The 25872-nt window shown below is 39.2% G+C and carries 23 protein-coding genes; 17 read left to right on the forward strand and 6 right to left on the reverse strand.

Features of this window, described 5'->3' with window-relative positions:
- The 7 genes from murC (at position 1) to GKR92_12665 (ending at position 7761) form a co-directional block, all read left to right on the forward strand.
- Positions 1 to 1419: a UDP-N-acetylmuramate--L-alanine ligase gene (gene murC / locus GKR92_12635; GenBank protein ID QMU62498.1), complete on the forward strand. Its 1419-nt coding sequence runs from the start codon at positions 1 to 3 to the stop codon at positions 1417 to 1419.
- A gap of 13 nt (positions 1420 to 1432) precedes the next feature.
- On the forward strand, positions 1433 to 2332 hold the full coding sequence (gene murB, locus GKR92_12640) for a UDP-N-acetylmuramate dehydrogenase (GenBank protein QMU62802.1): 900 nt from the start codon (positions 1433 to 1435) through the stop codon (positions 2330 to 2332).
- Positions 2332 to 3321 carry a D-alanine--D-alanine ligase gene (locus tag GKR92_12645; protein ID QMU62499.1) on the forward strand — a complete coding sequence of 330 codons (990 nt, stop codon included), beginning with the start codon at positions 2332 to 2334 and terminating at the stop codon, positions 3319 to 3321. The genes murB and GKR92_12645 overlap by 1 nt, the downstream gene beginning before the upstream one ends.
- Entirely contained in the window at positions 3306 to 4142 is an 837-nt protein-coding gene (locus GKR92_12650; protein QMU62500.1) for an FtsQ-type POTRA domain-containing protein, read from the forward strand. Before GKR92_12645 ends, GKR92_12650 begins: the two co-directional genes overlap by 16 nt.
- Positions 4139 to 5374, forward strand: coding sequence for a cell division protein FtsA (gene ftsA / locus GKR92_12655; GenBank protein QMU62501.1), 1236 nt, complete (start codon positions 4139 to 4141; stop codon positions 5372 to 5374). Before GKR92_12650 ends, ftsA begins: the two co-directional genes overlap by 4 nt.
- 59 nt (positions 5375 to 5433) lie before the next feature.
- Complete coding sequence (gene ftsZ, locus GKR92_12660) at positions 5434 to 6609, forward strand: cell division protein FtsZ (protein ID QMU62502.1); 1176 nt, start codon at positions 5434 to 5436, stop codon at positions 6607 to 6609.
- Positions 6610 to 6843: 234 nt separating this feature from the next.
- Complete coding sequence (locus GKR92_12665) at positions 6844 to 7761, forward strand: UDP-3-O-acyl-N-acetylglucosamine deacetylase (protein ID QMU62503.1); 918 nt, start codon at positions 6844 to 6846, stop codon at positions 7759 to 7761.
- Positions 7762 to 7801: 40 nt separating this feature from the next.
- Here the strand turns inward: GKR92_12665 and GKR92_12670 are convergent, their stop codons facing one another.
- Positions 7802 to 8233 (reverse strand): DUF721 domain-containing protein, encoded by a 432-nt coding sequence (locus tag GKR92_12670; protein ID QMU62504.1) that lies wholly within the window; start codon positions 8231 to 8233, stop codon positions 7802 to 7804.
- A 183-nt stretch (positions 8234 to 8416) separates the two neighbouring features.
- Between GKR92_12670 and GKR92_12675 the strand changes: the two genes are divergently transcribed.
- The 4 genes from GKR92_12675 (at position 8417) to GKR92_12690 (ending at position 14441) form a co-directional block, all read left to right on the forward strand.
- Positions 8417 to 9214, forward strand: a complete 798-nt coding sequence (locus GKR92_12675; GenBank protein ID QMU62803.1) for a peptidoglycan DD-metalloendopeptidase family protein — start codon at positions 8417 to 8419, stop codon at positions 9212 to 9214.
- A gap of 238 nt (positions 9215 to 9452) precedes the next feature.
- Positions 9453 to 12167, forward strand: coding sequence for a preprotein translocase subunit SecA (gene secA / locus GKR92_12680; protein QMU62505.1), 2715 nt, complete (start codon positions 9453 to 9455; stop codon positions 12165 to 12167).
- A gap of 69 nt (positions 12168 to 12236) precedes the next feature.
- Entirely contained in the window at positions 12237 to 13454 is a 1218-nt protein-coding gene (gene argJ, locus GKR92_12685) for a bifunctional glutamate N-acetyltransferase/amino-acid acetyltransferase ArgJ (GenBank protein ID QMU62506.1), read from the forward strand.
- Positions 13455 to 13457: 3 nt separating this feature from the next.
- Positions 13458 to 14441, forward strand: a complete 984-nt coding sequence (locus tag GKR92_12690) for a Nudix family hydrolase (protein ID QMU62507.1) — start codon at positions 13458 to 13460, stop codon at positions 14439 to 14441.
- Here GKR92_12690 and zapD read toward each other — a convergent pair.
- From zapD to pilB, 5 genes are all read right to left on the reverse strand, one after another.
- Complete coding sequence (gene zapD / locus GKR92_12695) at positions 14438 to 15223, reverse strand: cell division protein ZapD (GenBank protein QMU62508.1); 786 nt, start codon at positions 15221 to 15223, stop codon at positions 14438 to 14440. The genes GKR92_12690 and zapD overlap by 4 nt on opposite strands.
- Positions 15220 to 15828, reverse strand: a complete 609-nt coding sequence (locus GKR92_12700; protein QMU62509.1) for a dephospho-CoA kinase — start codon at positions 15826 to 15828, stop codon at positions 15220 to 15222. Before GKR92_12700 ends, zapD begins: the two co-directional genes overlap by 4 nt.
- A 27-nt stretch (positions 15829 to 15855) precedes the next feature.
- Entirely contained in the window at positions 15856 to 16680 is an 825-nt protein-coding gene (locus GKR92_12705) for a prepilin peptidase (GenBank protein QMU62804.1), read from the reverse strand.
- An 89-nt stretch (positions 16681 to 16769) separates the two neighbouring features.
- Positions 16770 to 17996, reverse strand: a complete 1227-nt coding sequence (locus tag GKR92_12710) for a type II secretion system F family protein (GenBank protein QMU62510.1) — start codon at positions 17994 to 17996, stop codon at positions 16770 to 16772.
- Positions 17997 to 18000: 4 nt separating this feature from the next.
- A complete protein-coding gene (gene pilB, locus GKR92_12715; GenBank protein ID QMU62511.1) occupies positions 18001 to 19719 on the reverse strand; it encodes a type IV-A pilus assembly ATPase PilB in 1719 nt (572 codons plus the stop codon).
- Positions 19720 to 20049: 330 nt separating this feature from the next.
- On the opposite strand from pilB, the gene GKR92_12720 reads away from it, so the two are divergent.
- From GKR92_12720 to GKR92_12745, 6 genes are all read left to right on the forward strand, one after another.
- Positions 20050 to 20754, forward strand: coding sequence for an NTP transferase domain-containing protein (locus GKR92_12720; protein ID QMU62512.1), 705 nt, complete (start codon positions 20050 to 20052; stop codon positions 20752 to 20754).
- Positions 20755 to 20772: 18 nt separating this feature from the next.
- On the forward strand, positions 20773 to 21786 hold the full coding sequence (rfbB, locus tag GKR92_12725) for a dTDP-glucose 4,6-dehydratase (protein ID QMU62513.1): 1014 nt from the start codon (positions 20773 to 20775) through the stop codon (positions 21784 to 21786).
- 35 nt (positions 21787 to 21821) lie between these two features.
- Complete coding sequence (locus GKR92_12730) at positions 21822 to 22985, forward strand: aminotransferase class I/II-fold pyridoxal phosphate-dependent enzyme (protein ID QMU62514.1); 1164 nt, start codon at positions 21822 to 21824, stop codon at positions 22983 to 22985.
- A 91-nt stretch (positions 22986 to 23076) separates the two neighbouring features.
- A complete protein-coding gene (locus tag GKR92_12735) occupies positions 23077 to 24000 on the forward strand; it encodes a hypothetical protein (protein QMU62515.1) in 924 nt (307 codons plus the stop codon).
- A 4-nt stretch (positions 24001 to 24004) separates the two neighbouring features.
- Positions 24005 to 24766: a methyltransferase domain-containing protein gene (locus tag GKR92_12740; protein ID QMU62516.1), complete on the forward strand. Its 762-nt coding sequence runs from the start codon at positions 24005 to 24007 to the stop codon at positions 24764 to 24766.
- Positions 24763 to 25851: an FAD-dependent oxidoreductase gene (locus tag GKR92_12745; GenBank protein ID QMU62517.1), complete on the forward strand. Its 1089-nt coding sequence runs from the start codon at positions 24763 to 24765 to the stop codon at positions 25849 to 25851. The genes GKR92_12740 and GKR92_12745 overlap by 4 nt, the downstream gene beginning before the upstream one ends.
- Positions 25852 to 25872 lie beyond the last annotated feature (21 nt).

Consider the following 25872-nt stretch of genomic DNA (forward strand, 5'->3'; position numbering starts at 1 on the left):
ATGACATTTAATATCGGACAATTTGCTACACGCAGAATTAAACAAGTGCACTTTGTTGGCATTGGTGGTTCTGGTATGGGTGGTATCGCAGAAGTCATGGTGAACCTTGGTTACAAGGTATGTGGTTCTGATATGCAGCAAAACGTGATGACTCGGAAGTTAAGTGAGTTGGGTGCCACAGTGTTTAATAAGCATGAGGCTAGCAATATTGCCGGCGCAGATGTAGTGGTTATGTCGAGTGCAGTAAAAGAAAATAATCCGGAAGTGGTTGCTGCGCGAGAGCAACGCATTCCTATTGTGCCGCGCGCTGAAATGTTGGCAGAGTTAATGCGCTTTCGTTACGGCATAGCGATTGCTGGCACACATGGTAAGACCACAACAACTAGTTTAGTGGCATCCATTTTGGCTGCTGCGAATATGGATCCGACTTTTATAGTCGGTGGGAAAGTAAATAGTTTTGACAGTCATTCAAAGCTAGGTGCAGGTCAATACTTGGTGGCTGAAGCCGATGAAAGTGACGCGTCTTTTTTGCATTTGCAACCCATTATGTCTGTAGTTACAAATATTGATTCTGATCATTTGTCTGCTTATGACGGTGATTTTAATAATTTACAGGATGCATTTTTAGAGTTCATTCATCATTTACCTTTTTATGGTATGACCGTCTTGTGTATTGAAGATGAGACTATTAAAGCCTTGCTACCAAAAATTTATCGTCCATATTTAACCTATGGCTTTGGCGAAGATGCGGATTATCAGATTACTGATGTAGAAATGTCTGGAGCACAAACTAAGTTTAAATTACAACGTCCAGAAAGTCAGTCTTCAATTGATTTTGTGCTCAATCTACCTGGCGTTCACAACGTACAAAATGCAGTAGCGGCTGCGGTTGTGGCATTGCAATTAGATGTTGCAGAAGAATTTATTCAAGATGCCTTTGAAAGCTTTCAAGGCATTGCAAGAAGGTTTCAGATTTACTCAGACATTTGTATTGATGGTAAGAGTATTCAGTTGGTGGATGATTATGGTCATCACCCCACAGAATTAGCTGCAACAATACAAGCTGCGCGTGAGGCGTATCCCGAGAAAAGACTGGTTGTGCTTTTTCAGCCACATCGCTATTCACGTACACGAGATTTGTTTGATGATTTTGTGCGCGTCTTAAATGAAACCGATGCATTGATGTTATGCGAGGTGTATGCCGCAAATGAAGACCCAATTATTGGTGCAGATAGTGCGGCTTTATGTCGTGCCTTGCGCGCGCGCGGTAAGTTAGACCCCATTTTGGTTAAAGATATGTCAGAGATTCAAAGTACGCTTGAACATGTGATTCATGATAATGATGTTTTGTTAACGTTGGGTGCAGGTAGTGTTGGTGGTATAGCACCTGCATTGCATGAGTCATTTGCAGTGCGTTGATATGGGTACTGTGATGGAAAAAGGATTAAAAGATAAGAATCTGCGAGGGAAGCTCGAAAGAGGAGTTTCCTTGGCGCGATTTACCAGCTGGAAAGTTGGGGGTGCGGCAGAAATACTTTTCCAGCCAGAAGATTTGGCTGATTTACAAAAATTCATAAAGACACTGGATGTGGCAGTTCCAATTACTTGGTTAGGTAGAGGCACAAATGTATTAGTACGAGATGGCGGAGTGCGTGGTGTAGTTATTATTATGCAAGGCTGTATAAATAAGTTGGAAAAAATTGAAAGCAATTTGATTCGTGCAGAGCTAGGTGTGTCATGTGCAAAATTGGCACGTTTTGGCGCGGAGAATGACTTGATAGGTGCAGAATTTCTCGCGGGTATACCGGGTACGGTGGGTGGTGCGTTAGCAATGAACTCTGGAGCGTATGGTAGCGAAACTTGGAATTATGTAGCAGAAGTAGAGACTCTTGATCGTAATGGTGAGCTACAAGTGCGCAGACCTAATGAATTTGAAATTGGCTACCGTTCAGTTAACGGGCCTGATGATGAATGGTTTATTGCAGCTACGTTTAAATTTGAAACAGGAGATGGCCAGCAAGCCAAGCAAAAAATTCGTGAATTATTAGATCAACGCAACGCTTCACAACCTGTAGGAAATAAAAGCTGTGGTTCTGTATTTAGAAACCCTGAAAATGATTTTGCAGCGCGATTGATCGAGTCATGTGAACTAAAAGGAAAAACGATTGGTGGTGCTCAAATATCAACGAAGCATGCAAATTTTATTCTCAATATGGGTGATGCGACTGCAGCGGATATTGAAGCATTGATTCTCAATGTTCGTAGCACTATTAAAAGCAAATGTGGAGTTTCATTAATTCCTGAAGTAAGAATTATTGGTGAGGCTGCGTGATGGCTCAGCACGATACACAACAGCATTTTGGTAAAGTCGCAGTATTGATGGGTGGTCCATCGGCTGAGCGTGAAATATCACTTAAGAGTGGCGCAGCAATATTAGCTGCATTGCAAGAATCGAATGTGTGTGCGGAAGCGATTGATGTTGGAGTCGACGTATTTGAAAAATTACAAAATGGAAAGTATGCGCGTGCTTTAATTGCGCTACATGGGCCGCTTGGCGAGGATGGTTGCATACAGGGAGGGTTGGAAGTCATCGGCATGCCGTACAGTGGTAGTGGTGTGATGGCATCGAGTATTTGTATGAATAAATTGATGACCAAACAGATCTGGCAAGGTTGTGGAATACCAACTCCAAAGTATCGTGTGTTAAGTGATAGCGTGGACGAAGATGAATTGATTGCTGAGCTGGGTATGCCGATGATTTTTAAGCCCATTTCACAAGGCTCCAGTATTGGTATGACAAAAGTGAACAGTAAAGCCGAAATTGCCCCAGCTTGGGTAAGTGCACATCAGTTCGAGGAGTCCGTGATTGCCGAACAGTGGGTTGAGGGTGGTGAATATACTGTTGCCATATTGGATGGTTGCGCATTGCCTGTAATCCGACTCGAGACGCCTCATACTTTTTATGATTTCGATGCTAAGTATCAATCAAACGATACTCAATATCATTGCCCATGTGGCTTATCTGCGGCGTTAGAAAAACAAATACAAGCTCTCGCTGTCCACGCCTTTGATGCAACCGATGCTTCTGGTTGGGGTCGTGTAGATGTGATGTTGGATAAGAATAATCAGCCTTGGTTTTTGGAAGTGAATACTGTGCCAGGAATGACAGATCATAGCCTTGTGCCGATGGCAGCTAAAGCAAAAAATATTAGCTTTAATGAGTTAGTAATTAAAATATTACAGACTTCTTTTAAAGAAGATTCTGAAATTATATCTAAAAAATTAACGGGACAAATATCTGCAGTATGTGGCGCAACATGAAAAGAAAAAAACGTAACATCAAAAGAAGAAGTGCGGCGAGTCGTAAAAAAACCGCGATGCAATCGTTTTCAAAGCGTGATGCTTGGGACGTGATCGTAGTGGTTATGTTGCTAACAATCATAGTGTACTTTTCTGCCTATGTTAGGAATAATCACTTCGCGATTGCAGCATGGCCAGTGGTAGAGAATGTCGAGGTAAGAGGCGATATCGATGCGGTTGACCGTGTTGCATTAAAAGATATTATTCGCAGTCACAGTGCAGGTGGTTTTTTGCGTATAAAAATGGCAAAGCTTGAAAAAGAGTTGGAAACATTAACTTGGGTGAATAAAGCATCTGTACAAAGATATTGGCCTGATAGTTTAAATGTAAAAATTTTACAACATAGTCCTATTGCTCGCTGGGGTGATACGGGGCTCATGAATGCTTATGGAGATTTATTTTTTCCGAACGATATCGAGGCTTACCAAACTCTGCCAATGCTATACGGCGAAGCAATCCGAGCAAAAGAATTAGCGCGGAATTTCCAAAATAGTATGCAACAACTAAAACCATTTGGACTACAGCTGCGTGGTTTGTTTGAAGATGGGCGCCAATCTAAGCATCTGGTTTTGGCTGATGGTTTGGTAATCTCAATTGGCGATGGCAATGTCTCAGAAAAGATTAAACGATTTATCACGGCATATGAGCAATATCTTGCTGAGAATTTAAACGAAGTAAAAAAAGTAGACCTGCGATATACCAATGGTTTAGCCGTTGAATGGAAAAGTCCCCAGTTTGCTCAAAACCTAGCACAGCATTTTGAAATGGAACCAAATTTATGAGCCGCAAAGTCGATAAAAGTATGATTGTTGGATTGGATATTGGCACTTCCAAAATTACGGCGATTGTGGGTGAGGTGAATGAAGAAAATCAGATGGAGATTGTCGGTATTGGTTCGCACCCCTCCCGTGGTCTTAAGAAAGGAGTGGTAGTAAATATTGAATCCACCGTGCAGTCGATTCAACGCTGTGTTGAAGAAGCTGAATTGATGGCCGGATGTCAGATTCACTCAGTCTATGCAGGTATCGCAGGTAGTCATATTCGAAGCATGAATTCACATGGCATCGTCGCGATTAAAGATCGTGAAGTTTCATCAAGTGATGTAGAGCGCGTGATTGATGCCGCAAGAGCAGTTGCGATTCCAGCTGACCAGCGCGTACTGCATGTGATGCCGCAAGAATTTGTAATTGATCAGCAAGAAGGTATTCGTGAACCAATAGGCATGTCTGGAGTTCGTCTAGAAGCAAAAGTACATTTGGTGACAGGAGCTGAGAGTGCTGCGCAAAATATTATTAAATGTGTGCGTCGTTGTGGTTTAGAGGTTGACGATATAATTTTAGAACAATTAGCATCTAGTTTTTCAGTGTTAACCGATGATGAAAAAGAGTTGGGAATTTGTTTGGTGGATATTGGCGGTGGTACGACAGATGTTGCAGTATTTACAGAAGGTGCAATTAAACACACAGCAGTTATTCCTATTGCAGGTGACCAGGTTACTAACGATATTGCGGTCGCGATGCGGACGCCAACTCAATATGCTGAAGAAATTAAAATTAAATATGCTTGCGCATTACGCCAGCTTGCTAATCCAGATGACACGATAGAGGTTCCCAGTGTAGGTGATCGCGAACCGAGGCGATTGTCGAGGCAAACGCTTGCAGAGGTGGTCGAGCCTCGTTATGAAGAATTGCTGACACTTGTACACGCAGAGTTGCGCCGCAGTGGTTTTGAAGACTTGGTTGCCGCAGGCGTCGTGCTTACTGGAGGTAGTTCAAAGATGGAGGGAGTTGTTGATTTGGCGGAGGAAGTATTTCACATGCCAGTACGTTTAGGTTTGCCACAACATATTACTGGGCTCGTTGATGTGGTACGCAATCCTATTCATGCAACCGGTGTAGGTTTGTTGTTATTTGGGCATAAAAACCAACAGGTGGGTGAAACTTCATTATTTAATGAATCAAGTATGGGTAGTGCGTTGAAGAGGATGAAGAATTGGTTTCAGGGGAGTTTTTAGTATCGTAAATTGTATTTATTTTTGTCAAATTTTTAGCATGTAACTAGAGGAGAAATATCATGTTTGAATTAATGGACGCATACAGTCAGAGTGCTGTAATTAAAGTCATAGGTGTTGGCGGCGGCGGCGGTAACGCAGTGAAACATATGGTTAACTCTGCAATTGAAGGAGTTGATTTTGTTTGTGCGAATACTGATTCGCAAGCACTGAAAAATACCAACGCAAAAACAGTTATGCAGTTGGGTAGTGAAATTACTAAAGGCTTAGGTGCGGGTGCTAATCCTGTCGTGGGCCGTGAAGCAGCAATTGAAGATAGAGATCGTATTCATGATGTCATTGCAGGTGCGGATATGTTGTTTATCACGGCTGGCATGGGCGGTGGTACAGGCACAGGTGCTGCGCCAGTCGTGGCCGAAGTTGCCAAAGAACTCGGAATTTTAACCGTAGCGGTTGTGACCAAGCCGTTCCCGTTTGAAGGCGGGAAACGCATGCAGATTGCAGACACGGGAATTGAAGAGCTTAGTAAGCATGTTGACTCATTAATAACGATACCTAACGAAAAATTATTAACCGTATTAGGTAAAGACACAAATTTACTTGAAGCATTTAAATCTGCAAATGATGTGTTGCATGGTGCGGTGCAGGGTATTGCAGAATTGATAACTTGCCCAGGCTTAATCAATGTCGACTTTGCTGATGTACGAACTGTAATGTCAGAGATGGGGATGGCTATGATGGGTTCAGGAATGTCTGTAGGAACTGAACGTGCACGTGAAGCTGCTGAATCAGCAATTTCAAGTCCATTGCTTGAAGATATAAATATTTCAGGTGCTAAGGGTATTCTGGTAAATGTGACTGCAAGCAGTTGCCTGTCAATCGGTGAATTTGAAGAAGTGGGTAATCATATAAAAGGACTGGCTTCTGATGATGCGACCGTTGTTGTCGGCACGGTGATTGACGAATCTATGGCAGATAATCTACGAGTGACATTAGTGGCGACGGGTATTGGCGCTCCAAGTGTGGCTATACCCGCTAGACCAACCGTTAAGTTGGTTGAAACTCAGACTAAAATGGTAATTGAGGATCCAGCGGTCGCAGGGCTTGGAGATGATTTAGAAGCTCCAGTCGCGATACGCGCAGAGAATCGTACTAAAGCTGTAGCCAGTGAGAAAGAAGATGACTATGATCTGGATTACTTGGATATTCCAGCATTCTTGCGCAGGCAGGCCGACTAATAGGCTGATTAATAGCCGATTGATTGTCTGCTTAATGAGATGGTTTAAACGGAACCAAATAACGCTGCTGGGTTCATATATCTCAAGCGACGTAATTGTGGGATTTGTGTAATAATGTCGCGGTTTTTAAATGGTGTTTTCATGCGAGGCTAATGAAAATACCAATACATTGTGCTGGTACATCCACATAGGGATGTCCATTTGCTAACTGCGATCGAATAGGATTTACGGTCCGTGATAAAACAAAGAACGCTAAAAAATGTAATACGTGCCACTGGGGTGGGATTGCATACAGGAAAGAAGGTGTATTTAACCTTAAGGCCTGCTCCCGTTGAAAACGGTATCGTATTCAGGCGTATTGATCTTGATCCACCTGTCGAAATCAAAGCCAGTCCGGAAAATGTTGGAGACACCAGTCTCTCAACAACCTTAGTGTCTGGTGAAGTCCGCATCTCAACGGTTGAACATCTATTGTCAGCAATTGCAGGGCTTGGAATTGATAATGCCTATGTTGATGTGAGCGCCCCTGAAGTACCTATTATGGATGGCAGTGCAGGTCCTTTTGTGTTCTTGGTTCAGTCTGCAGGAATTATTGAGCAAAATGCCCCGAAGAAATTTATACGTATTACCAAAGCAGTTGAAATTAAAGAAAATGATAAGTGGGCACGGTTTGATCCTTTTGATGGTTTCAAAGTTGGTTTCACAATCGATTTTGATCATCCTGTTTTCAAAGCTGGACCACAAAAAGCAGAACTCGATTTTTCTACCACATCATTTGTTAAAGAAGTTTCACGTTCACGTACGTTTGGATTTATGCGCGATTTTGAAACACTGCGATCACAAAATCTTGCTTTAGGCGGAAGCCTGGATAACTCTATTGCAGTTGATGAGCACCGCATTCTTAATGAAGATGGTCTTCGTTACGAAGACGAATTTGTGAAACATAAAATTCTCGATGCAATTGGTGATTTGTATTTGCTAGGGCATAGCTTAATAGGCGCATTTAGCGGTCATAAGTCCGGTCATGCGCTAAACAATAAGTTGTTACGTAAACTTGTCTTGGTTACTGATGCCTGGGAAGAGGTGACCTTTGAAGATGATGCAGAAGATGTGCCTATTTTCTATAGTCGTCCGATCAGTGCCAGCTCATAATCAACTTTCTAGCTGAAACTCTATTAAGCTAAAAAACCATCTAATTTCGATCAAATTTGCCTCTTTCGCTTAGGCGTTGCATGGCTTTTTGAAGCTCTAAGTCCTTGATATCTTTGGCGCACTGTTTGATGTGATTTGCGCTCCCAATGGACAAATATTCGGCTTTCGTCGGATGATTTACGCCATTGATAACGTTACATATTTTAACCTTTATTTGATTCAAGTATTCCTTTACAGTAAGACTTAGTTCTTGATTCAGTTGCTTCAATATCTCACGTTGTTGGAATCGAATAATACTTGCCCTATTAGGATCGTCCGTAATGATCGTAAGGGTGCGATTTTCGATACTTGCAACCCAACAGTGACTGGCTAGGTCTTTAGGCAACTGCATTCTTATGCTCAAGGTGAGCCTGTGAAGCAGCTTTGCTTTTTTTTGCAGATCTACGCTGATGTAGGAAGAAAATTTTTGCATCAGATTGTTATATACATGGATTGTATTAATACATTAACAGGGACTTTACATAATAAGTATAAAGAATTTTAGATGAACATTATCATTTTCCCGCGTCCGCAAACAAATCATATCTATGCAAACCCATTGCGTGGATTCAATAAAATAAGTGTATTTTTGGGGTTAATCGCGCTTTCAGCCGTGTTGTTGGGCGGTGGTTATCTGTTGGGCATTTCATTTGGCCATAAAACTTTACTGAACGAATGGAAGGCGGATGTAAGTGCACAAAAAGAACGTTTACAAATTGCTAAGCGCGAAAGTGAAACTCACGTAGACGCACTAACCACTAAAGTGGGTCTAATACAGGCGCATGTAAACCGTATTGACGCGCTAGGCAATATGCTCGTCACTATGGCTGGTTTGGAAGCAGATGAATTTAGTTTTGACTCTGTGCCTGGTCTTGGCGGTCCGAATGCATCAGGTGATGGCGAAGCACACGTTGATATGGAGATTGATGCAGTGCTCGCAAGACTTAATACTGAAATTGATAATCGTGAATATCAATTACGAGTGCTTAACGATTTACTTATCGACGAGAAATTAGAACAAGAAACTCGTCCACAGGGCCGACCGGTTATTCATGGCTGGATCTCATCTTACTTCGGTAAACGCACCAGTCCATTTAGTGGCAAGACGGAGACACATAGAGGTGTTGATTTTGCTGGTAAAGCGGGTAACGATGTCGTAGCGGTTGCTGGTGGAGTGATAACTCACGCGAGCAAAAAAGGTGCCTATGGTTATCTTGTTGAGATTGATCATGGTAATGGCTATGTCACTCGTTATGGGCATAATCAGATGGTACACGTACAGGTAGGCGAAGCGATTAAGCGCGGCCAAGTGATAGCCAAACTTGGTAGCACAGGTCGTTCAACTGGTCCTCATGTGCATTTTGAGGTCATTAAGGACGGTGCTCGTATCGATCCCATGAAATTTATAGAGTAGGGCTGCGGCGTTAACTACTTTGTAGAATTCTTTCTAGCTAGTCTACTTTCTACTAGTCAACTTTGTTCTAGGCTAGTGTATAATCTCTAGCTTGCTCCTATATTAAACTTATATTCCATTTACCCAATAATTAGCATTGGTAGAGCCGGCTCGTATTGCTGTTTGTTTCGCAATCTAAAAAACAGGCATTTCTCTATAGTGTACGTTCAGTAATATTATTATTCATACCTCATAAATTATGTTTCAAAAGGTTACTAAAAAACTGTTTGGAAGTCGTAATCAACGACTGGTCAATCAATATGCTAAAGCAGTTAAGCAAATAAATGACTTAGAAGAGTCTTATAAAGCGCTGAGCGATGAGGCGCTGAAGAATAAAACTGCAGAATTTCGAGATAAACTTAGTAACGGGACAGTTTTAGAAGATCTTCTGTCCGATGCTTTTGCTACGGTTCGGGAAACCGCAAGTCGTGTATTAGAAATGCGCCATTTTGATGTGCAACTAATTGGTGGCATGGTGTTAAACGATGGAAATATAGCTGAAATGCGCACTGGTGAAGGTAAAACTTTGGTTGCTACCTTGCCAATTTATTTAAATGCGCTGACAGGCAAGGGTGCGCATGTAGTGACGGTTAACGATTATCTGGCGACACGTGATGCAGAGTGGATGGGGCAGATATACCGCTTTCTAGGTCTTAGTGTAGGCGTCGTTACGGGCGGCATGATGCACGAGGCGCGACAACAAGCTTATGCTGCAGATATCACTTACGGTACTAATAATGAGTTTGGTTTTGATTATCTGCGTGACAACATGGAATTTTCTATTGAGGGTTGTGTGCAGCGTGATTTGAATTTTGCAGTGGTGGATGAAGTCGATTCAATTTTAATTGATGAAGCGCGGACACCTTTGATTATTTCTGGGCCGAGTGGCGAAAATTCAGAAATGTATATTGCTATCAACAAACTAGTGCCAAAGTTGGTTGTACAACAAGAAGAAGAGGGTCCTGGAGATTACAGTGTTGATGAAAAGAGTCGACAAATATTTCTTACCGAAGAAGGTCATCAAAATATTGAGGATTTATTATCCAATCAGGGCTTACTGAGTGATGGTGAAACGCTTTACGACACTACAAATATCAATCTCTTACATCATGTAAATGCAGCATTGCGCGCACACGTGCTGTTTCAGAAGGATGTTGATTACATTGTCCAAGACGGCCAAGTCGTCATTGTAGATGAATTTACGGGTCGCACCATGCCAGGACGACGTTGGTCTGATGGCTTGCACCAAGCGGTTGAAGCTAAAGAAGGTGTGAAAATACAAAATGAAAATCAAACTCTAGCTTCGATCACCTTCCAAAATTATTTTCGTCTCTATAATAAGCTCTCTGGCATGACCGGTACTGCCGATACCGAAGCGTTTGAATTTCAGTCTATCTATGGTTTGGAAGTGGTGGTGATTCCAACGCATAGAGATATGGTTCGCAATGATATGGGTGATTTGGTTTACCTGACATTGAACGAAAAATATGACGCCATTATTACGGATATAAAAGATTGTGTGCAGCGTGGTCAACCTGTATTAGTGGGCACAACTTCAATTGAATCGTCCGAATTAATTTCAAATGTGTTGAAAAAATCGGATATCGAACATCAGGTGTTGAATGCTAAGCAGCACGAAAAAGAGTCACATATTATTACCCAGGCAGGAATGCCAGGTAAGGTGACCATTGCAACAAACATGGCAGGTCGAGGTACAGATATTGTATTAGGCGGCAGCTTAGATGCTGAATTACAACAATCTGAGAATGCAGATAAAGCTGATTCTGTTAAAGCAGAATGGCAAAAACGACATGAGGCGGTACTCAGTTCGGGTGGGCTACATATCATTGGCACCGAGCGGCATGAGTCTCGTCGCATTGATAATCAATTGCGCGGTCGTTCAGGTCGGCAAGGTGATTCGGGTTCAAGTCGTTTCTATCTTTCAATGGAAGATAATCTGATGCGTATATTTGCATCCGAAAAGGTCCGTGGTTTGATGCAAAAACTAGGGATGCAATCCGGTGAATCGATCGAGCACCCATGGGTATCTAAAGCGATTGAAAATGCGCAGCGTAAAGTAGAGGCACATAACTTTGATATTCGTAAAAATCTTCTTGAATACGATGATGTAGCAAATGATCAACGCAAAGTGGTTTATGAACAGCGACGTGACTTAATGTTAGAAGATGATATTTCAGAGAATCTAGCAGATATACGCGAAGATGTTGTTGATGTTGCAATTAGTGAGTACCTTCCAGCTGGAAGCATGGATGAGCAATGGGATATTGAGGGCTTGTCCAACGCATTTAAAAATGATTTTGGCCTTTCTTTTCCTATTCAACAATGGCTTGATGACGAAGATGCTGTAGCGGAAGAAGAAGTGCGTGAAAGAATGCATCAACGTGTCGCTAAATTATTCCAGGAAAAACAAGATCGTGTGGGTCCTGAAATAATGCGCAGACTTGAAAAAGACATGATGTTAAAAGTGCTGGATAATCGCTGGAAAGAACATCTTGCAGCAATGGATTATTTGCGCCAAGGCATAGGGTTACGCGGTTATGCGCAAAAGAATCCCAAGCAAGAATATAAACGTGAAGCTTTTGGTATGTTCCAAGAAATGTTGGAGCTAATTAAGCACGAGACAATTTCATTAATTTCCAGAGTAGAGCTCCCAACTTTGGAAGAAATTAAAGCTATGGAGGCCGCTCAGCAGGTGCCTGATAATGTTCAGTATCAACATGCACAGGCGGATGATATTTTGCACCCGGAACAACAGCAAGAAGCTTCTCCACAGTCAGAAGAGCAAATCAAACAAGAACCTTATAAACGTACCGATAAAAAATTAGGTCGCAATGACCCTTGTCATTGTGGATCAGGCAAAAAATTCAAACAATGCCACGGTAAGTTAACGTAAGAAACCATCTTCAAGACAGCCTGAAAAAAATATTTTGCTTACTTTCCTTGAGGCGAGTTACAGTTAGCTATGGCAATCTCACTACAAGCTCCAATAAATCTTCTGCCTGTTTCGGGGATCCGAATTGCTACAGCAGCTGCAGGAATTAAATATAAAGATCGAGATGATCTCGTACTGTTTGAATTGTCAGAGGGTTCAAGTACCGCAGTTGTGCTCACAAAAAATCAATTCTGTGCTGCGCCTGTTGAAATTACTCGAAAGCACTTAAAAGTATCAACGCCAAAATATTTGTTGATCAATTCAGGTAATGCAAATGCGGGTCTTGGTAAGCAGGGTATAGCTGATGCAGAACAAACATGCGCCACGCTTGCTTCAGAAGTTAATTGTGTCGATTCAGAAGTGCTACCGTTTTCAACTGGCGTAATTGGTGAGCTGTTACCCGTAGAGAAAATTACGAAATCACTACCAGTCCTATTAAAAGCATTAAATGGTGATGCATGGCTGAGTGCTGCTAAGGCCATTATGACTACAGATACTGTGACTAAAGGTTATTCCGAAAAAATTAATCTAGATGAGAATGAAATTTTAATTACGGGTATAGCAAAGGGGGCGGGTATGATTCGTCCTGATATGGCAACGATGCTTGCATATGTTGCTACAGATTTAAACATCAATAATGGGAGCTTGTGTGATCTTTTAGAACAAGCGGTTGATCAATCATTTCACTGTATTACAGTTGACGGCGACACCTCAACTAATGACTCTTGTGTGCTAGTTGCAACAGGTAAATCGAACTTGGGATTCAACGATCTGTCTAAGCAAGCTAAAGAAAAATTTGTTACTGCCTTAAATTCTATATTTTTAAAATTAGCGCAATCCATTATTCGAGATGGTGAAGGGATCACAAAATATATTTCGGTTAAGGTTGAGCAAGCAAAAAGTAAATCAATAGCACGTGAAATCGCATTCACCATTGCACATTCTCCACTGGTAAAAACAGCCGCGTTTGCTAGTGATCCAAATTGGGGCCGTATATTGGCTGCAGCAGGACGAGCAACTAAAGAGCCTATGCAAATTCGTAATATATCTTTATATATCAATGGTTTAAATGTTATCGACCATGGTGAATTGGCAGATGGTTATAGTGAAAAAAGTGGCCAGAAAGAAATGCAAAAAGACGAAATTCAATTTTGTTTGCAGCTGGATGAGGGTGGCTTTGGAGCCACTGTGTGGACTACTGATCTTTCGTATGACTATGTGAAGATCAATGCAGAATATCGGACTTAATATATAGGTCTTTTAATAGTGAACACTTTAACAGAGCAAAAGTGTCTTCATATCGTTATCGGAATCATACAAAACAATAAGCAAGAGGTTCTTGTTAGTAGGAGAAAGCCAGGTACTCATTTAGGAGGTTTTCTAGAATTTCCTGGCGGTAAGGTAGAAAAAAATGAAACTGCAATTAAGGCTTTGATAAGAGAGCTCGCTGAAGAATTAAATATCGATGTATCGAAGTTTGTCCGGCTGATTCAGATTCCATATTCCTACTCAGATAGGAAGGTGCTACTGGATGTTTATGTTGTAAACGAGTATTCAGGGAAAGTAGTGGCACATGAAGGACAAGAGGTTTTCTGGAAGCCGATTGCGTCACTGGATAGTGAAAAATTTCCCGCCGCTAACTATGGAATTATACGGGCTTTACAGTTGCCCAAAGTATTTCCAGTTACTCCTAACTATACTCAAGACTCTAGTAACTTCTTAAAAAAGTTTGAAGTAGTAGTGAGTAGACCGTCAACTCGTATCATTCAACTTCGTTCACATGAGTTGGAACTTCCAGAATATTCCCAGCTAGCAAAGCGATGTAACGAGCTATGCAAAAAACACGGGGTCGATTTAATTTTAAACACAAATTTAGAATACTTTACTGAATTACCAGCAACAGGATTACATTTAACGAGTGATAAATTACTAGATGCTAAAAAGAGGCCTCTCAGTACAGATTATTTAGTAGGAGCATCTTGTCATAATGCACATGAAATTGAGCATGCAAATTCACTTGGTTTGGATTATATAAATTTAGGCCCTGTTATTGAAAAACATACTTGTGAAAATAGTAAGGCTCTCGGGTGGAAAATGTTTTCAATACTTGCTAAGAAAAGTTTGATTCCTGTTTATGCGATTGGTGGTCTTGGTGTTGACGATGTAGAGGCAAGCGTATTGAGTGGTGGACAGGGAGTTGCTGCTATTAGGAATGTATGGGGTATAACTAACTAAAATGTACAACACGCAAGTTTGAAATCAATGCTAACTCCAGTTTGCTTAGGAGTGGTATTGGGATCATTTTGTAATAAAAAGCGAATCGAAAAACGGTGTTTGCCAGCGCTACATTCAGGGAAAAAATTATGTTTTTTGGCGATAGCAATACGTATTAGTTGATTAGGTGAATTTGGGTCTAGGTTTTGATCATAGAAGCCATTGGCAGCAGATTTATTGACATATTGAGTGCTTTCTCTGATTAAGCGAAGTGCCTGGTAAACGCTTTGTTGCACAATCTCAAACGGTTCAATCCATTCTAATAACACTTTGCTGCGCTGATTAAAGGACAAAGATAGCCAGTGATGATATTCAGGTAAATCAAAATCACAAGTCCCGCCAGGGATAACAGCACGTTGCCGAATACTATTTAAGAAATCATTTTCTTTAAGGTGATGACCAATTTGGCCACGTATAGTATGTAAGTGATCAAATGTATTTTTATGTATCGATAAAATTTCAGTTAGTTTGCTAGTATTCAGCTTAGGTTTATTTGAAAGTTGCTCTAGTGTATCGATCTGTCGCTTTAATTCTTTTAATAGCTCTTGTTTAAGATCCCCGCGGGATACTAAGCTCAGTATTTCTATTAATGTTAGAAGCGCAGCATGTGAGTCAGAGCTACTTTCTTGCTTAGCAAAAAAATTAAAGCGGCGAGTTAATTCTTCGTAGCGTAAAAATGTTCGCATACGCTCATTAAGCGGTTGCTCATAACATATTTCATTTGTATCAGTAGCAATGTTCATAATTTGTTATGGGGTATGCTAAGTTCGGTATATTTTTTATGTAGTAAAGCGATTTTTTCTTTTACAAGTGAAATACTTTCGCTATTTTCAATAATATCATCTGCTAGCGATAAACGACTATCTCGATCTATTTGTGTTGCAATAATATTTTTAACATGAAGTTCGCTGCACTGGTCTCTTTTCGTTACACGTAAAATTTGTTCTTCAATAGTGCAATCTACGACTAAAATGCGGTCAAGAATATCTGTTCGTTTGGTTTCAAGTAATAATGGAATAACGACAATGCAGTAGTTAGCTTTAATTTCGCTAAGCTGCTTGCTAATGTCATCATACACTAATGGATGGAGAATATTTTCTAGCGTGGTACGAATGTCTGGATCAGAAAAAATTGCCTTTCTTAATTTTACGCGTAACAGCTGTTTATTTTCGTCTAAATAATCTGCCCCGAGTTGCTGAGAAATTAGCTCGATTACCGGGGTGGTTTGAGAGAGCTCTCTTGCGATGATGTCTGCATCAATGATTGGAATAGTATATAGATCATGGAAAAGATCAGAAACGAGGCTTTTGCCGCATCCAATTCCGCCTGTTAGGCCTATCACCAACATAGTCGTTATGGATATTAATTATTAAGTTTAATTCAAATATAGGGCTATTAGTTGGTTACCGTACAACATTGCAATCCATCCTGCTACTGCTAGGTAGGGGCCGAATGGAATGGGTTGGCTGCGTTCTTGTAGCTTTGTCACGATCATAAAAATACCAATAACAGCACCTACCGCTGAGGATAGCAGGATAATTAAAGGTAGAGTCTGCCAACCTAGCCATGCACCTAGCGCAGCAAGTAATTTAAAGTCACCATAACCCATGCCTTCTTTACCAGTAATTAGCTTAAATAAGTGGAATACTAACCATAATGCGAGATAACCAAAAATGGCTCCGAGTACACTTGAGTTTAAATCTGTATAGGTTGAAAAAAGATTAAAAATAATACCTAGCCATAAAAACGGGAAGGTTAAATTGTCGGGTAGCAATTGAGTTTTTATATCTATGCCACTAAGTGCGATCAAAAACCAAGTAAATATAACTCCTCCAAGTGCTTGCGGACTAAAGCCAAACTTCCAAACAATAATCGTTGTGAAGATTGCTGTTAGTAATTCAACAAATGGATACTGAGGTGAAATTTTAATCCCACAATTACTGCATTTCCCTTTCAGAAATAAGTAACTAATGACCGGGATATTTTCAATCGCTTTGACTTGATGGTCACAAGCTGGGCAATGTGATCTAGGAACACTGAGGTTGTATTTTGAGAGTGCAGGAGATTCAGTATCAGGTGAGAGCAATTCTTGGCACTCGCTCTTCCATTGTCGCTCCATCATCACCGGTATACGATGAATTACAACGTTTAGAAAGCTACCAATAAAAGCGCCAATGATGAAGCTGTAACTCAGTAACATCGCTGAGTTATTAGCAATAAAACTCAGGATCGAATTATCTAGAAAATTCAATATTATTAGCTATCAGATGGAAGTAGAAATACTTTTATTTAAACTACAGCGCCAAGTTTGAATATTGGTAAGTACATAGCAATTACTAATCCACCGACTACAACACCTAAAATGGCCATAATAAGAGGTTCCAATAAGCTGCTGAGGCCGTCTACTAAATTGTCTACTTCAGCCTCATAGAAATCGGCTACTTTACCTAGCATTTCATCTAATGAGCCTGATTCCTCACCAATGGCAACCATCTGTACAACCATATTTGGAAATAAGTTGGTTGAGCGCATGCTCTGTTGTAACTGAGTACCGGTAGAGACTTCATCTTTCATTCGCAATGTAGCTTCTTCAAAAACTGAATTTCCTGTGGCGCCTGCTACCGATTGCATGGCCTCTACAAGTGGAACACCTGCAGCAAACATAGTTGCTAATGTTCTGGCAAATCTTGCAATGGCAGACTTTTCTAAAATCGAACCTATTACAGGAATTTTGAGTGATGCTTTATCAAGTCCACGTCGTAAAGCAAGTGATTTTCTTTTTGCGGTGACAAACCCAAATATTGCTGCGCCAATGATTAAGAGTACTAACCACCACCATTTTTGTAGGAATACAGATAGGTTGATAACCATTTGAGTAAATGCAGGCAAGTCAGCGCCGAACCCTTGGAACAATTCTTGGAATTGCGGGACAACAAATAGCAAAAGAATGCCGGATACGATAAAAGCCACTACAAGTACTGCAGTTGGATAAAAGAGTGCTTTTTTGACCTTACCTTTTAGTTCTTCAGTTTTCTCTTTGTACATTGCTATTTTATCAAGCAGTGTTTCTAACGCGCCAGATTGTTCTCCTGCATCTACCAGGTTGCAAAATAGGTCATCAAAATACTTCGGGTGTTTTTCTAAGGCATGCGCTAATGCAGTACCAGATTCTACGTCAGCTTTAACACTCATGATAAGTTCTTGCATAGCGGGCTTTTCATGGCCGCGACCAATAATTTCAAAAGCTTGAACAAGTGGCACTCCTGCCGCCATCATTGTTGCTAGTTGCCTTGCGAATATAGCTATATCTTTCGGGACAATTTTTTTGCCGCCACCGAATAAAGGTTTAGGTTTTTTCTTAACTTTTAGAGGATTAATTCCTTGTCGGCGCAAGTCTGCTTTCAGTAGAATTTCATTTGAAGCTTGTGCTTCCCCTTTTACGCGTGTGCCTTTACGGTCTACGCCTTCCCATACAAAAATAACTGCATTAGGGCTCGTTGCGGTTGCGGTTGCCATTGCGTTAATCCTTTGTCACACGGTTTAGTTCTTCCAGGCTTAACATTCCTGTGCGAACTTTTTCTAATCCTGAAAGGCGTAAATCTGGATAGCCTTCTTTCTTGGCTTGTTCGGCCAGCTGTATGGCATTGCCATTTTCCATAATCATAGTCCCCATTTCTTCTGATATCGCTAAAACCTGGTAAATACCTGTGCGTCCTTTATAGCCAGTATTGTTGCATTGATCGCAACCTGCAGCTTTGTAAATTTTCAATTCATCAATTTCTGTCTCTAGAAAACCTTCTTCAATGAGTGCTTCTTTTGGTACATCATCGATGACTTTGCATGGTTCGCAAAGTCGGCGTGCAAGGCGTTGTGCGATAATTAAACTTACAGCTGATGCTATGTTATATGGGGGTACACCCATATTAGCTAATCGAGTTAGTGTCTGTGGGGCATCATTAGTATGCAAGGTGGATAAGACCAGATGACCTGTTTGAGCTGCTTTAACGGCTATTTCGGCTGTTTCTAGATCTCGAATCTCGCCTACCATGATGATGTCTGGATCTTGTCGCAGAAAGGCGCGTAGGGCTGAGGCGAAGGTCAAGCCTACTTTAGGGTTAACGTTTACCTGGTTGACTCCAGGCATGTTGATTTCAGCTGGATCTTCAGCAGTAGAAATATTGCGATCTGCTGTGTTTAGAATATTCAGACCCGTATAAAGAGACACAGTTTTTCCGCTACCCGTTGGGCCCGTTACTAAGATCAATCCATATGGCTTAGATAATGCATTAAGGTAAAGTTGTTTTTGGTGTTCTTCATATCCAAGTGCATCAATACCAAGTTGTGCGCTAGTAGGATCTAAAATACGCAGTACAATTTTTTCGCCAAATAATGTTGGGCATGTATTGACACGAAAATCGATAGAACGTTTTTTAGAAAGTTGCATCTTAATGCGCCCATCTTGCGGGATGCGGCGTTCAGATATATCTAAACGTGACATAACTTTTATTCGCGCAGATATTCTTGGTGCAAGATTTTGTGGAGGGTTCGCAATTTCCTCAAGTACACCATCAATTCTAAAACGCACACGGTATACTTTTTCATATGGTTCAAAATGGACATCTGATGCCTTTTTGTTGATTGCATCGAGTAAGCATTTATTTACAAAGCGTACAATTGGTGTGTCATCTATATCAGAATCACCACCATCTTCTAAATCATCATCACCATGCGATACATCAAGATTATCTAGGTCATCATCTAGCAAGCCATCCATGTCGAGTGATTTGTCGCCCAGTTCAAGAGCTTTATCTATAATCTTTTCAAGCTTATCTTCTTCTACCAGAACAGCTTCAGTAGTGATGCCTGTGTTAAACTTGAATTCATCTAATGCGGCTAAATTCATCGGGTCTGAAATTGCTACAAATAAGCGGTTACCGCGCTTTTGAATGGGTAAAGCATGGTGTTGGCGAATTAATTTTTCTGGGACTAAGTTGCTTGGCAATGATTCCAGGTCAACAGAATTAATATTTAAGAGCGGAATGCCAAATTCATTCGAAGCAGAGTGAGCAAGGTCACTTGCATCAATTATTTCATTTTTGACTAAATAGGTTGTTAAAGCTACGCCGTTATCGTGAGCTTCTTTTTGAGCATTTGCAGCATCTTGTTCGCTTACGAATCCGTCATTAATAAGTCTACGAGATAATCCACTTATTCTTATTGTAGATGCAGCTGTTGCCATTTATGATTCCAATACTAAAATTATAATATTAACAGATAGTTATAGTAATTTTTAGTGAGACGTAAAAGTTTAAACTAATTATTTGATTCAATACTGAGATCTGAAATTTCTGAATTAAGTATTTAAAATGCACAGTTCCAAATTAGATGGAAATCAAGCACATAGAGATAATCCTTCAATCTTGTTTGTAAGGGAACCAGGTTTTGCCTGCCGGTAGCGATAATCCGACAGTTGGCCAGTAAGTAACTATCTGAAAGTACAAGACTATTTTACAATTCACAACACTATATTATGAAAATGTTTAAGCATGTGGATCAAAGGTAACTGAAAATGAAAGGTGTAGTTTTAGCAGGCGGAAAGGGTACGAGGCTATTCCCTCTCACAAAGGTAACCAATAAGCATTTGTTGCCAGTTGGGAAAGAGCCAATGATTTTTCATCCAATTCGGCAAATGGTTTGTGCGGGTATCACTGAGATTTTAGTAGTAACCAGTACCGATCATATGGGTGATATCGTGAGGTGTCTAGGTAGTGGAGAAGAATTTGGTTGTGAGATTACATATAGAGTACAAAAAAATGCAGGTGGTATTGCAGACGCTCTATCGTTATCAAAGTCTTTTGCAGGCCATGAAAAATTATGTGTAATGCTGGGCGATAATATATTTAAGGAAAAAATAATTCCTTTTGTAAATTCATTTACTTGTCAGAAAACTGGGGCTAGAGTTTTAATTAAAAAAGTTGATGACCCCTCAAGGTTTGGTATTGCTGCTCTTGACGAACGCCAAATTATAGAAATCGAAGAAAAACCTAAAACTCCTAAATCTCCTTATGCAGTTGTTGGCTTGTATTTTTTTGATAGCAAGGTGTTTGATTATATAAGTGAGATATCTCCATCTAAAAACGGAGAGCTTGAAATTACTTCGGTAAATAATAAGTATATTGAGCAAGGAGAATTAGAATTTGATATTTATGAAGGTGAATGGACCGATGCAGGTACATTTGAATCGCTGCATGAAGCTAATCGGCTCTTACTTTAGTATAAATACACTATCTATATGACTTATAAGCCTAACAATATGTTGGTAACTGGCGGCATGGGATTCATCGGTTCCCACTTTATTAAACATACGTCTTTAAATGAGCTTGCAACAAAAATTATTAACCTTGATAAATTAACATATGCATCATCGCAACAAAACGTTTCACGTTTGAATTCTATTCCTGGTTACACTTTTGTTAAAGGTGATATCTGTGATTCAGAGCTTGTTTCGTCTATTTTTGAAAAGTATTCAATAGACACTGTTGTTCATTTTGCAGCGGAAAGTCATGTGGACAATTCGATCGTTTCTCCTGATGAATTTATAAACTCTAATATAGTAGGAACATATGTACTATTGGATGTTGCTAGAAAAAAGTGGTGTAGAAATGGTCTAGTTGATAATAATGTACGCTTTCACCATGTTTCAACTGATGAGGTATATGGAAGTATTGGGGTAGATCAGCAGCCCGTAAATGAAACTGCTGTTTATAATCCAAGTTCTCCTTATTCATCGTCTAAGGCAAGTTCAGACCATCTCGTTTTTGCGTATCACAAAACTTATGGTCTCCCAATAACAATGAGCCATTGCAGTAACAATTATGGTTCATATCAACATCTTGAAAAGTTTATTCCTGTGATCGTTAAAGCATGCGTTGATAATGCACCTATTCCTGTGTACGGGGATGGAAGTAATGTTCGTGATTGGATAAACGTTACAGATCATTGTGAAGCTATTGCGGCAATTATAGAAAGTGGGAAAGTGGGTGAAAAATATAATGTTCCAGGTAATTTAGAAATATCAAATATAGAGCTAGCAAAATTAATTTGCAAAATACTTGACGATATTCGACCTACAAAAAAACCATATGCATCTTTGTTAACATTTGTTAACGATCGTTTAGGCCATGATTGGCGTTACTCTATAGATGGCACAAAAATAAAAAATAAATGTGACTGGTACCCTAAAACTGAATTTAAATTCGGAATCAAAGAAACCGTGAAGTGGTATTTGTCACAACAGTTCAATTAAGCTGAAGTAGCTAAATCATAAGGTTTTATATTGTTGTGACTAAAGAACAAGAATTTATCGTTTTCGGTGCGCCGGATATTAGAGATGAAGAAATTCCAGAAGTTGTGCAAACACTACGAAGTGGCTGGATTGGAACTGGGCCTAAAGTTTCTAGATTTGAGCAGGATTTTTCTAAATATAAAAATGTATCTCCGGGAAATACGCTTGCACTAAATTCATGCACTTCAGCATTACATTTAGCATTAATCTCGGCAGGTGTAAAAAGTGGTGACGAGGTTATTACTACTGCAACTACTTTTTGTGCAACTGTAAATGCAATAATACATTCTGGTGCGACGCCAGTTTTAGTTGATATTGATCCGGAAACATTAAATATTGATGTCAATAAAATTGAAACAGTTATAACGAAAAATACAAAAGTTATTCTTCCAGTGCATTTAACGGGATTGCCTTGTGATATGGGCGCTATCGTTGAAATTGCAAACAAAAATAATTTAATTATTATTGAAGATTGTGCACATGCAATTGAGAGTGAATATAAGGGTAAAAAAATAGGGACCATAGGGGATTACGGTTGTTTCAGTTTTTATTCTACTAAAAACGTAGTAACTGCTGAAGGTGGGATGATGATCGCTAAAGATAAAAAAATGATTAATGCATCACGTAAATTATCTTTGCAGGGGATGGATCATGATGCTTGGAATAGATTTGGTAGCGACGGCTATAAGCATTATTCAATCTATGATGCGGGTTTTAAATACAATATGACAGATATAAGCGCATCTCTTGGAATACATCAATTGGCAAGAGTAGAAGAGATGTGGGCGCGTCGCCAATCAATTTGTGAGTTCTATATCGAGGCTCTTTCTGATTTGCCCGTTATTTTGCCTTTCGTTTCTAAGAGTGAAGTTAAGCATGCTCATCATTTGTTTGTAATTCAGATAAACGAACAGTCATCGAAAATTTCTAGAGATTCGTTTATTGAAGGTATGAAAAATGCAGGAATTGGAACAGGAGTTCATTATAAAAGTATAGCTAGTTACCAATTTTATATTAATAAATTAGGCTTAAATCCTATAGACTTTCCACATTCCATAAAAAATGGAGATCAGACTGTTAGCCTGCCATTGTCTGGTGCGCTTACTGACTGTCAAGTTGAGAGAATCGTTAATTCTATAATCCATTTATATTCGAGATAAATGATTTCAATCTTGCGAGCTTAGTGCTTTCGTCTATATTTGCACATAGAGACATACTTAAATCCCTATAGAAAATTATTTTGTAATAAGTATGAGTAGTAATGTAATAAAAAAGATAGCCATGATTATATTGCTATTTATTGCAATATTATTTTTGGGAAAAGTTGGGATAGATAATTATATAGACATCAAGAATGAGGTTGCATTTTTAAACAAAACGCATTTATTTTTGTCGTTAGTATTTTGCTTATTGATGCTGTTATCAAAAGCATTATTCCATTTGATGCTGGTTTCAGATTTTGTGAGCATAGAAAAACGGTACAATTTAATATTAAGTTCATATGCACAGTCACAAATAATTCGATACTTACCGGGGAAGGTGTTGGGGATAATATTTCAAGGTGAGAAGTTAGACACGATTGTTTCTAGAAAAGTGGTTTGGGTGGTGAATGTATGGCAAATGCTTGTTACAAATATAAATGGTATAGGGGTCATTATATTTATCATTTTATATTTTCACTATGATTTGAAGTTTCTTGCGGTGCTCGCCTTAGCTACCTGTATAGTTGTCTTTATTTTATTTAGATTTAATTTTTTAAATCAACTTGTTTGCTTTGTAAATAAAATAAAATATATAAATTTATCTAATATGGTATTTATAGATAGATCATCTATCTCTGTATCACTATTTAAAACATTACTGTTGCAATTGGATTGGGTTTTTTATTTTATATTTTGGTATTTCTTGTTACCTGTAGATATTTCAATTTCGGATTCTTTGATTCTAGGATCAGTATATGCAAGCGCAGCTTTGGTGGGTTTGCTTGTTCTGGTTGTACCAAGTGGTTGGTTTGTACGCGAAGCTAGTTTTATTTGGTTTGGCCTCACCTTGGGTTATTCGGAAGAATTGCTATTTCTTCTAAGCATTTTAGCTAGATTGGCGACTATTCTAGGAGATATCGTAAGTGCACTATTGCTCGGTTTAATGGCTAAATTAATAGATGTAAGGAAATAACAGGATGGAGAAAAATCAAAAAGAGTTTTGGGATGCGCTAGGGAAAAATGATCCTGATGCTGCTGTGATAGATCCTTATGATAAAAAAGGCCATAAGAATCAATATATAGTTGATATTAGGAACCGTGTAATTTGCGAACAAGTTAAATCAATTGGCAAGGATAATCTTGTTTTAGACTTTGGCTGTGGTTCAGGGTTAACTACAGAATATTTGTTTTTAAGGAATGTCAAGGTTGTTGGGTTAGATATATCCTTTAGACTTTTGTCAAAAGCTATTTCAAGAATTAATAATAAAAAACTTGCAGTGCTGCAATACGATGGTGCGCATGTGCCAATTAAAGAACATGTTTTTGATTCTATAGTTACTTACGTGGTGCTAAATCACCTTACAAGTAAAGAACAGCTTGTTAGTATTTTGCGTGAGCTAAATCGAGTATTAAAAGATAACGGTACTGTCTTTGCTATCGAACAAACTAGGAGAAAAGTTAAGATAAATAAGGATAAAAGTAAAAAGCAATTAACAATTGAAGAATTTAATGAAATATTTAGAGCATCAGGATTTAGCGTTATAAGAAAAAGAATATTACGGTATGGGCATTTTCCGTTTATATATTTAATTAGGTTAGGCCTTATAAAGAAGAGCTGGTATAAGCATATAGCGTCGCTTGAATCACAAATCGGGAAAATATATAAAATTCCTTTATTTGATTATGCTGATACTCTTTTTGTTTTAAAAAAACAAAATAAAATGAAAAGTGCATCATGAAAGAAAAAAAGTATGCAGATATCATTATAGTTGGTGGTGGGCCAGCAGGATTAGCTACGGCATATTGTTTGCAAAAACTAAATATAGATTGCCTTGTAGTTGAAAAAAATAAAGTTGGCAATTCTTGGGGCAATATGCCTAAGTATTGGAGAGTAGTTAGCCCTCAATGGACAAATATGCTCCCAGGTTCGGGTTTTCCTTATTCTTCGCCATTTTCAAAGCCCTGGGTTAATTCATATAGAGAATACTTGCTCCAGTATTCTAAAATTAACTCAATTAAGGTACATGAAGAGATCAATATATATAATGTCTTGCAAATAGATAATTGCAAAAAATTTAAACTTACGTCTGATGATCTAGATTTTGAATGTAAGATAATAGTTTCAGCTACTGGATATTATTCAAATCCATATATTCCTAGTCTTCCTAGAGGTGACGATGACTCAATAAGGTCATTTCATGTATCAGAATACTTCAGTCCAGAACGACTTAAGAAACTATTTCCACACTGTACCAAGATCCTTATCGTTGGACGTAGAGTGTCAGCTGGACAATTACTCACGGATCTTAGTAAACACGATTTTTCATTGTCAATTTCTGCAAGAGGATCGGTGTCTCCTCGTGACGGATCTTTTAAAGGTAAAATTAAGGATTTTATTTATTTCCCGTATGAAGAACTAAAAGTTAAATTAAATCCAAATATTTATGCTGATTCTTTTCCGCATATGGATGGTGGGAAAACTGAAGAGTTGTTAAAAGAAAAAATAGTTACAGTGCATTCAAATATAGTAGGTATACGTGATAGGCATGTGGTCTTTGAGGATGGAGCAAGTGATAAATTTGATCTCATAATTTATGCTACAGGTTATAAACCATCTCTTGCGTATTTGAAAGACATTGTTAGATTTGAAGATGATGGTGATATGCCTATTATAAAGGATATGCATTGCAGTGATATTGAGAATATATTCTTCATTGGGTTAGATCAAATATATAATTTTAGAAGCAGATACTTAAGAGGTATTAGGAAAGATGCTGTTGTTCTCGCAAATGACATAAATGTAGCATTACGCAAAATTAAATAAATATAATCTCAATATACAAAT

The sequence above is a fragment of the Gammaproteobacteria bacterium genome (assembly GCA_014075255.1).
Classification (GTDB): domain Bacteria; phylum Pseudomonadota; class Gammaproteobacteria; order UBA4575; family UBA4575; genus JABDMD01.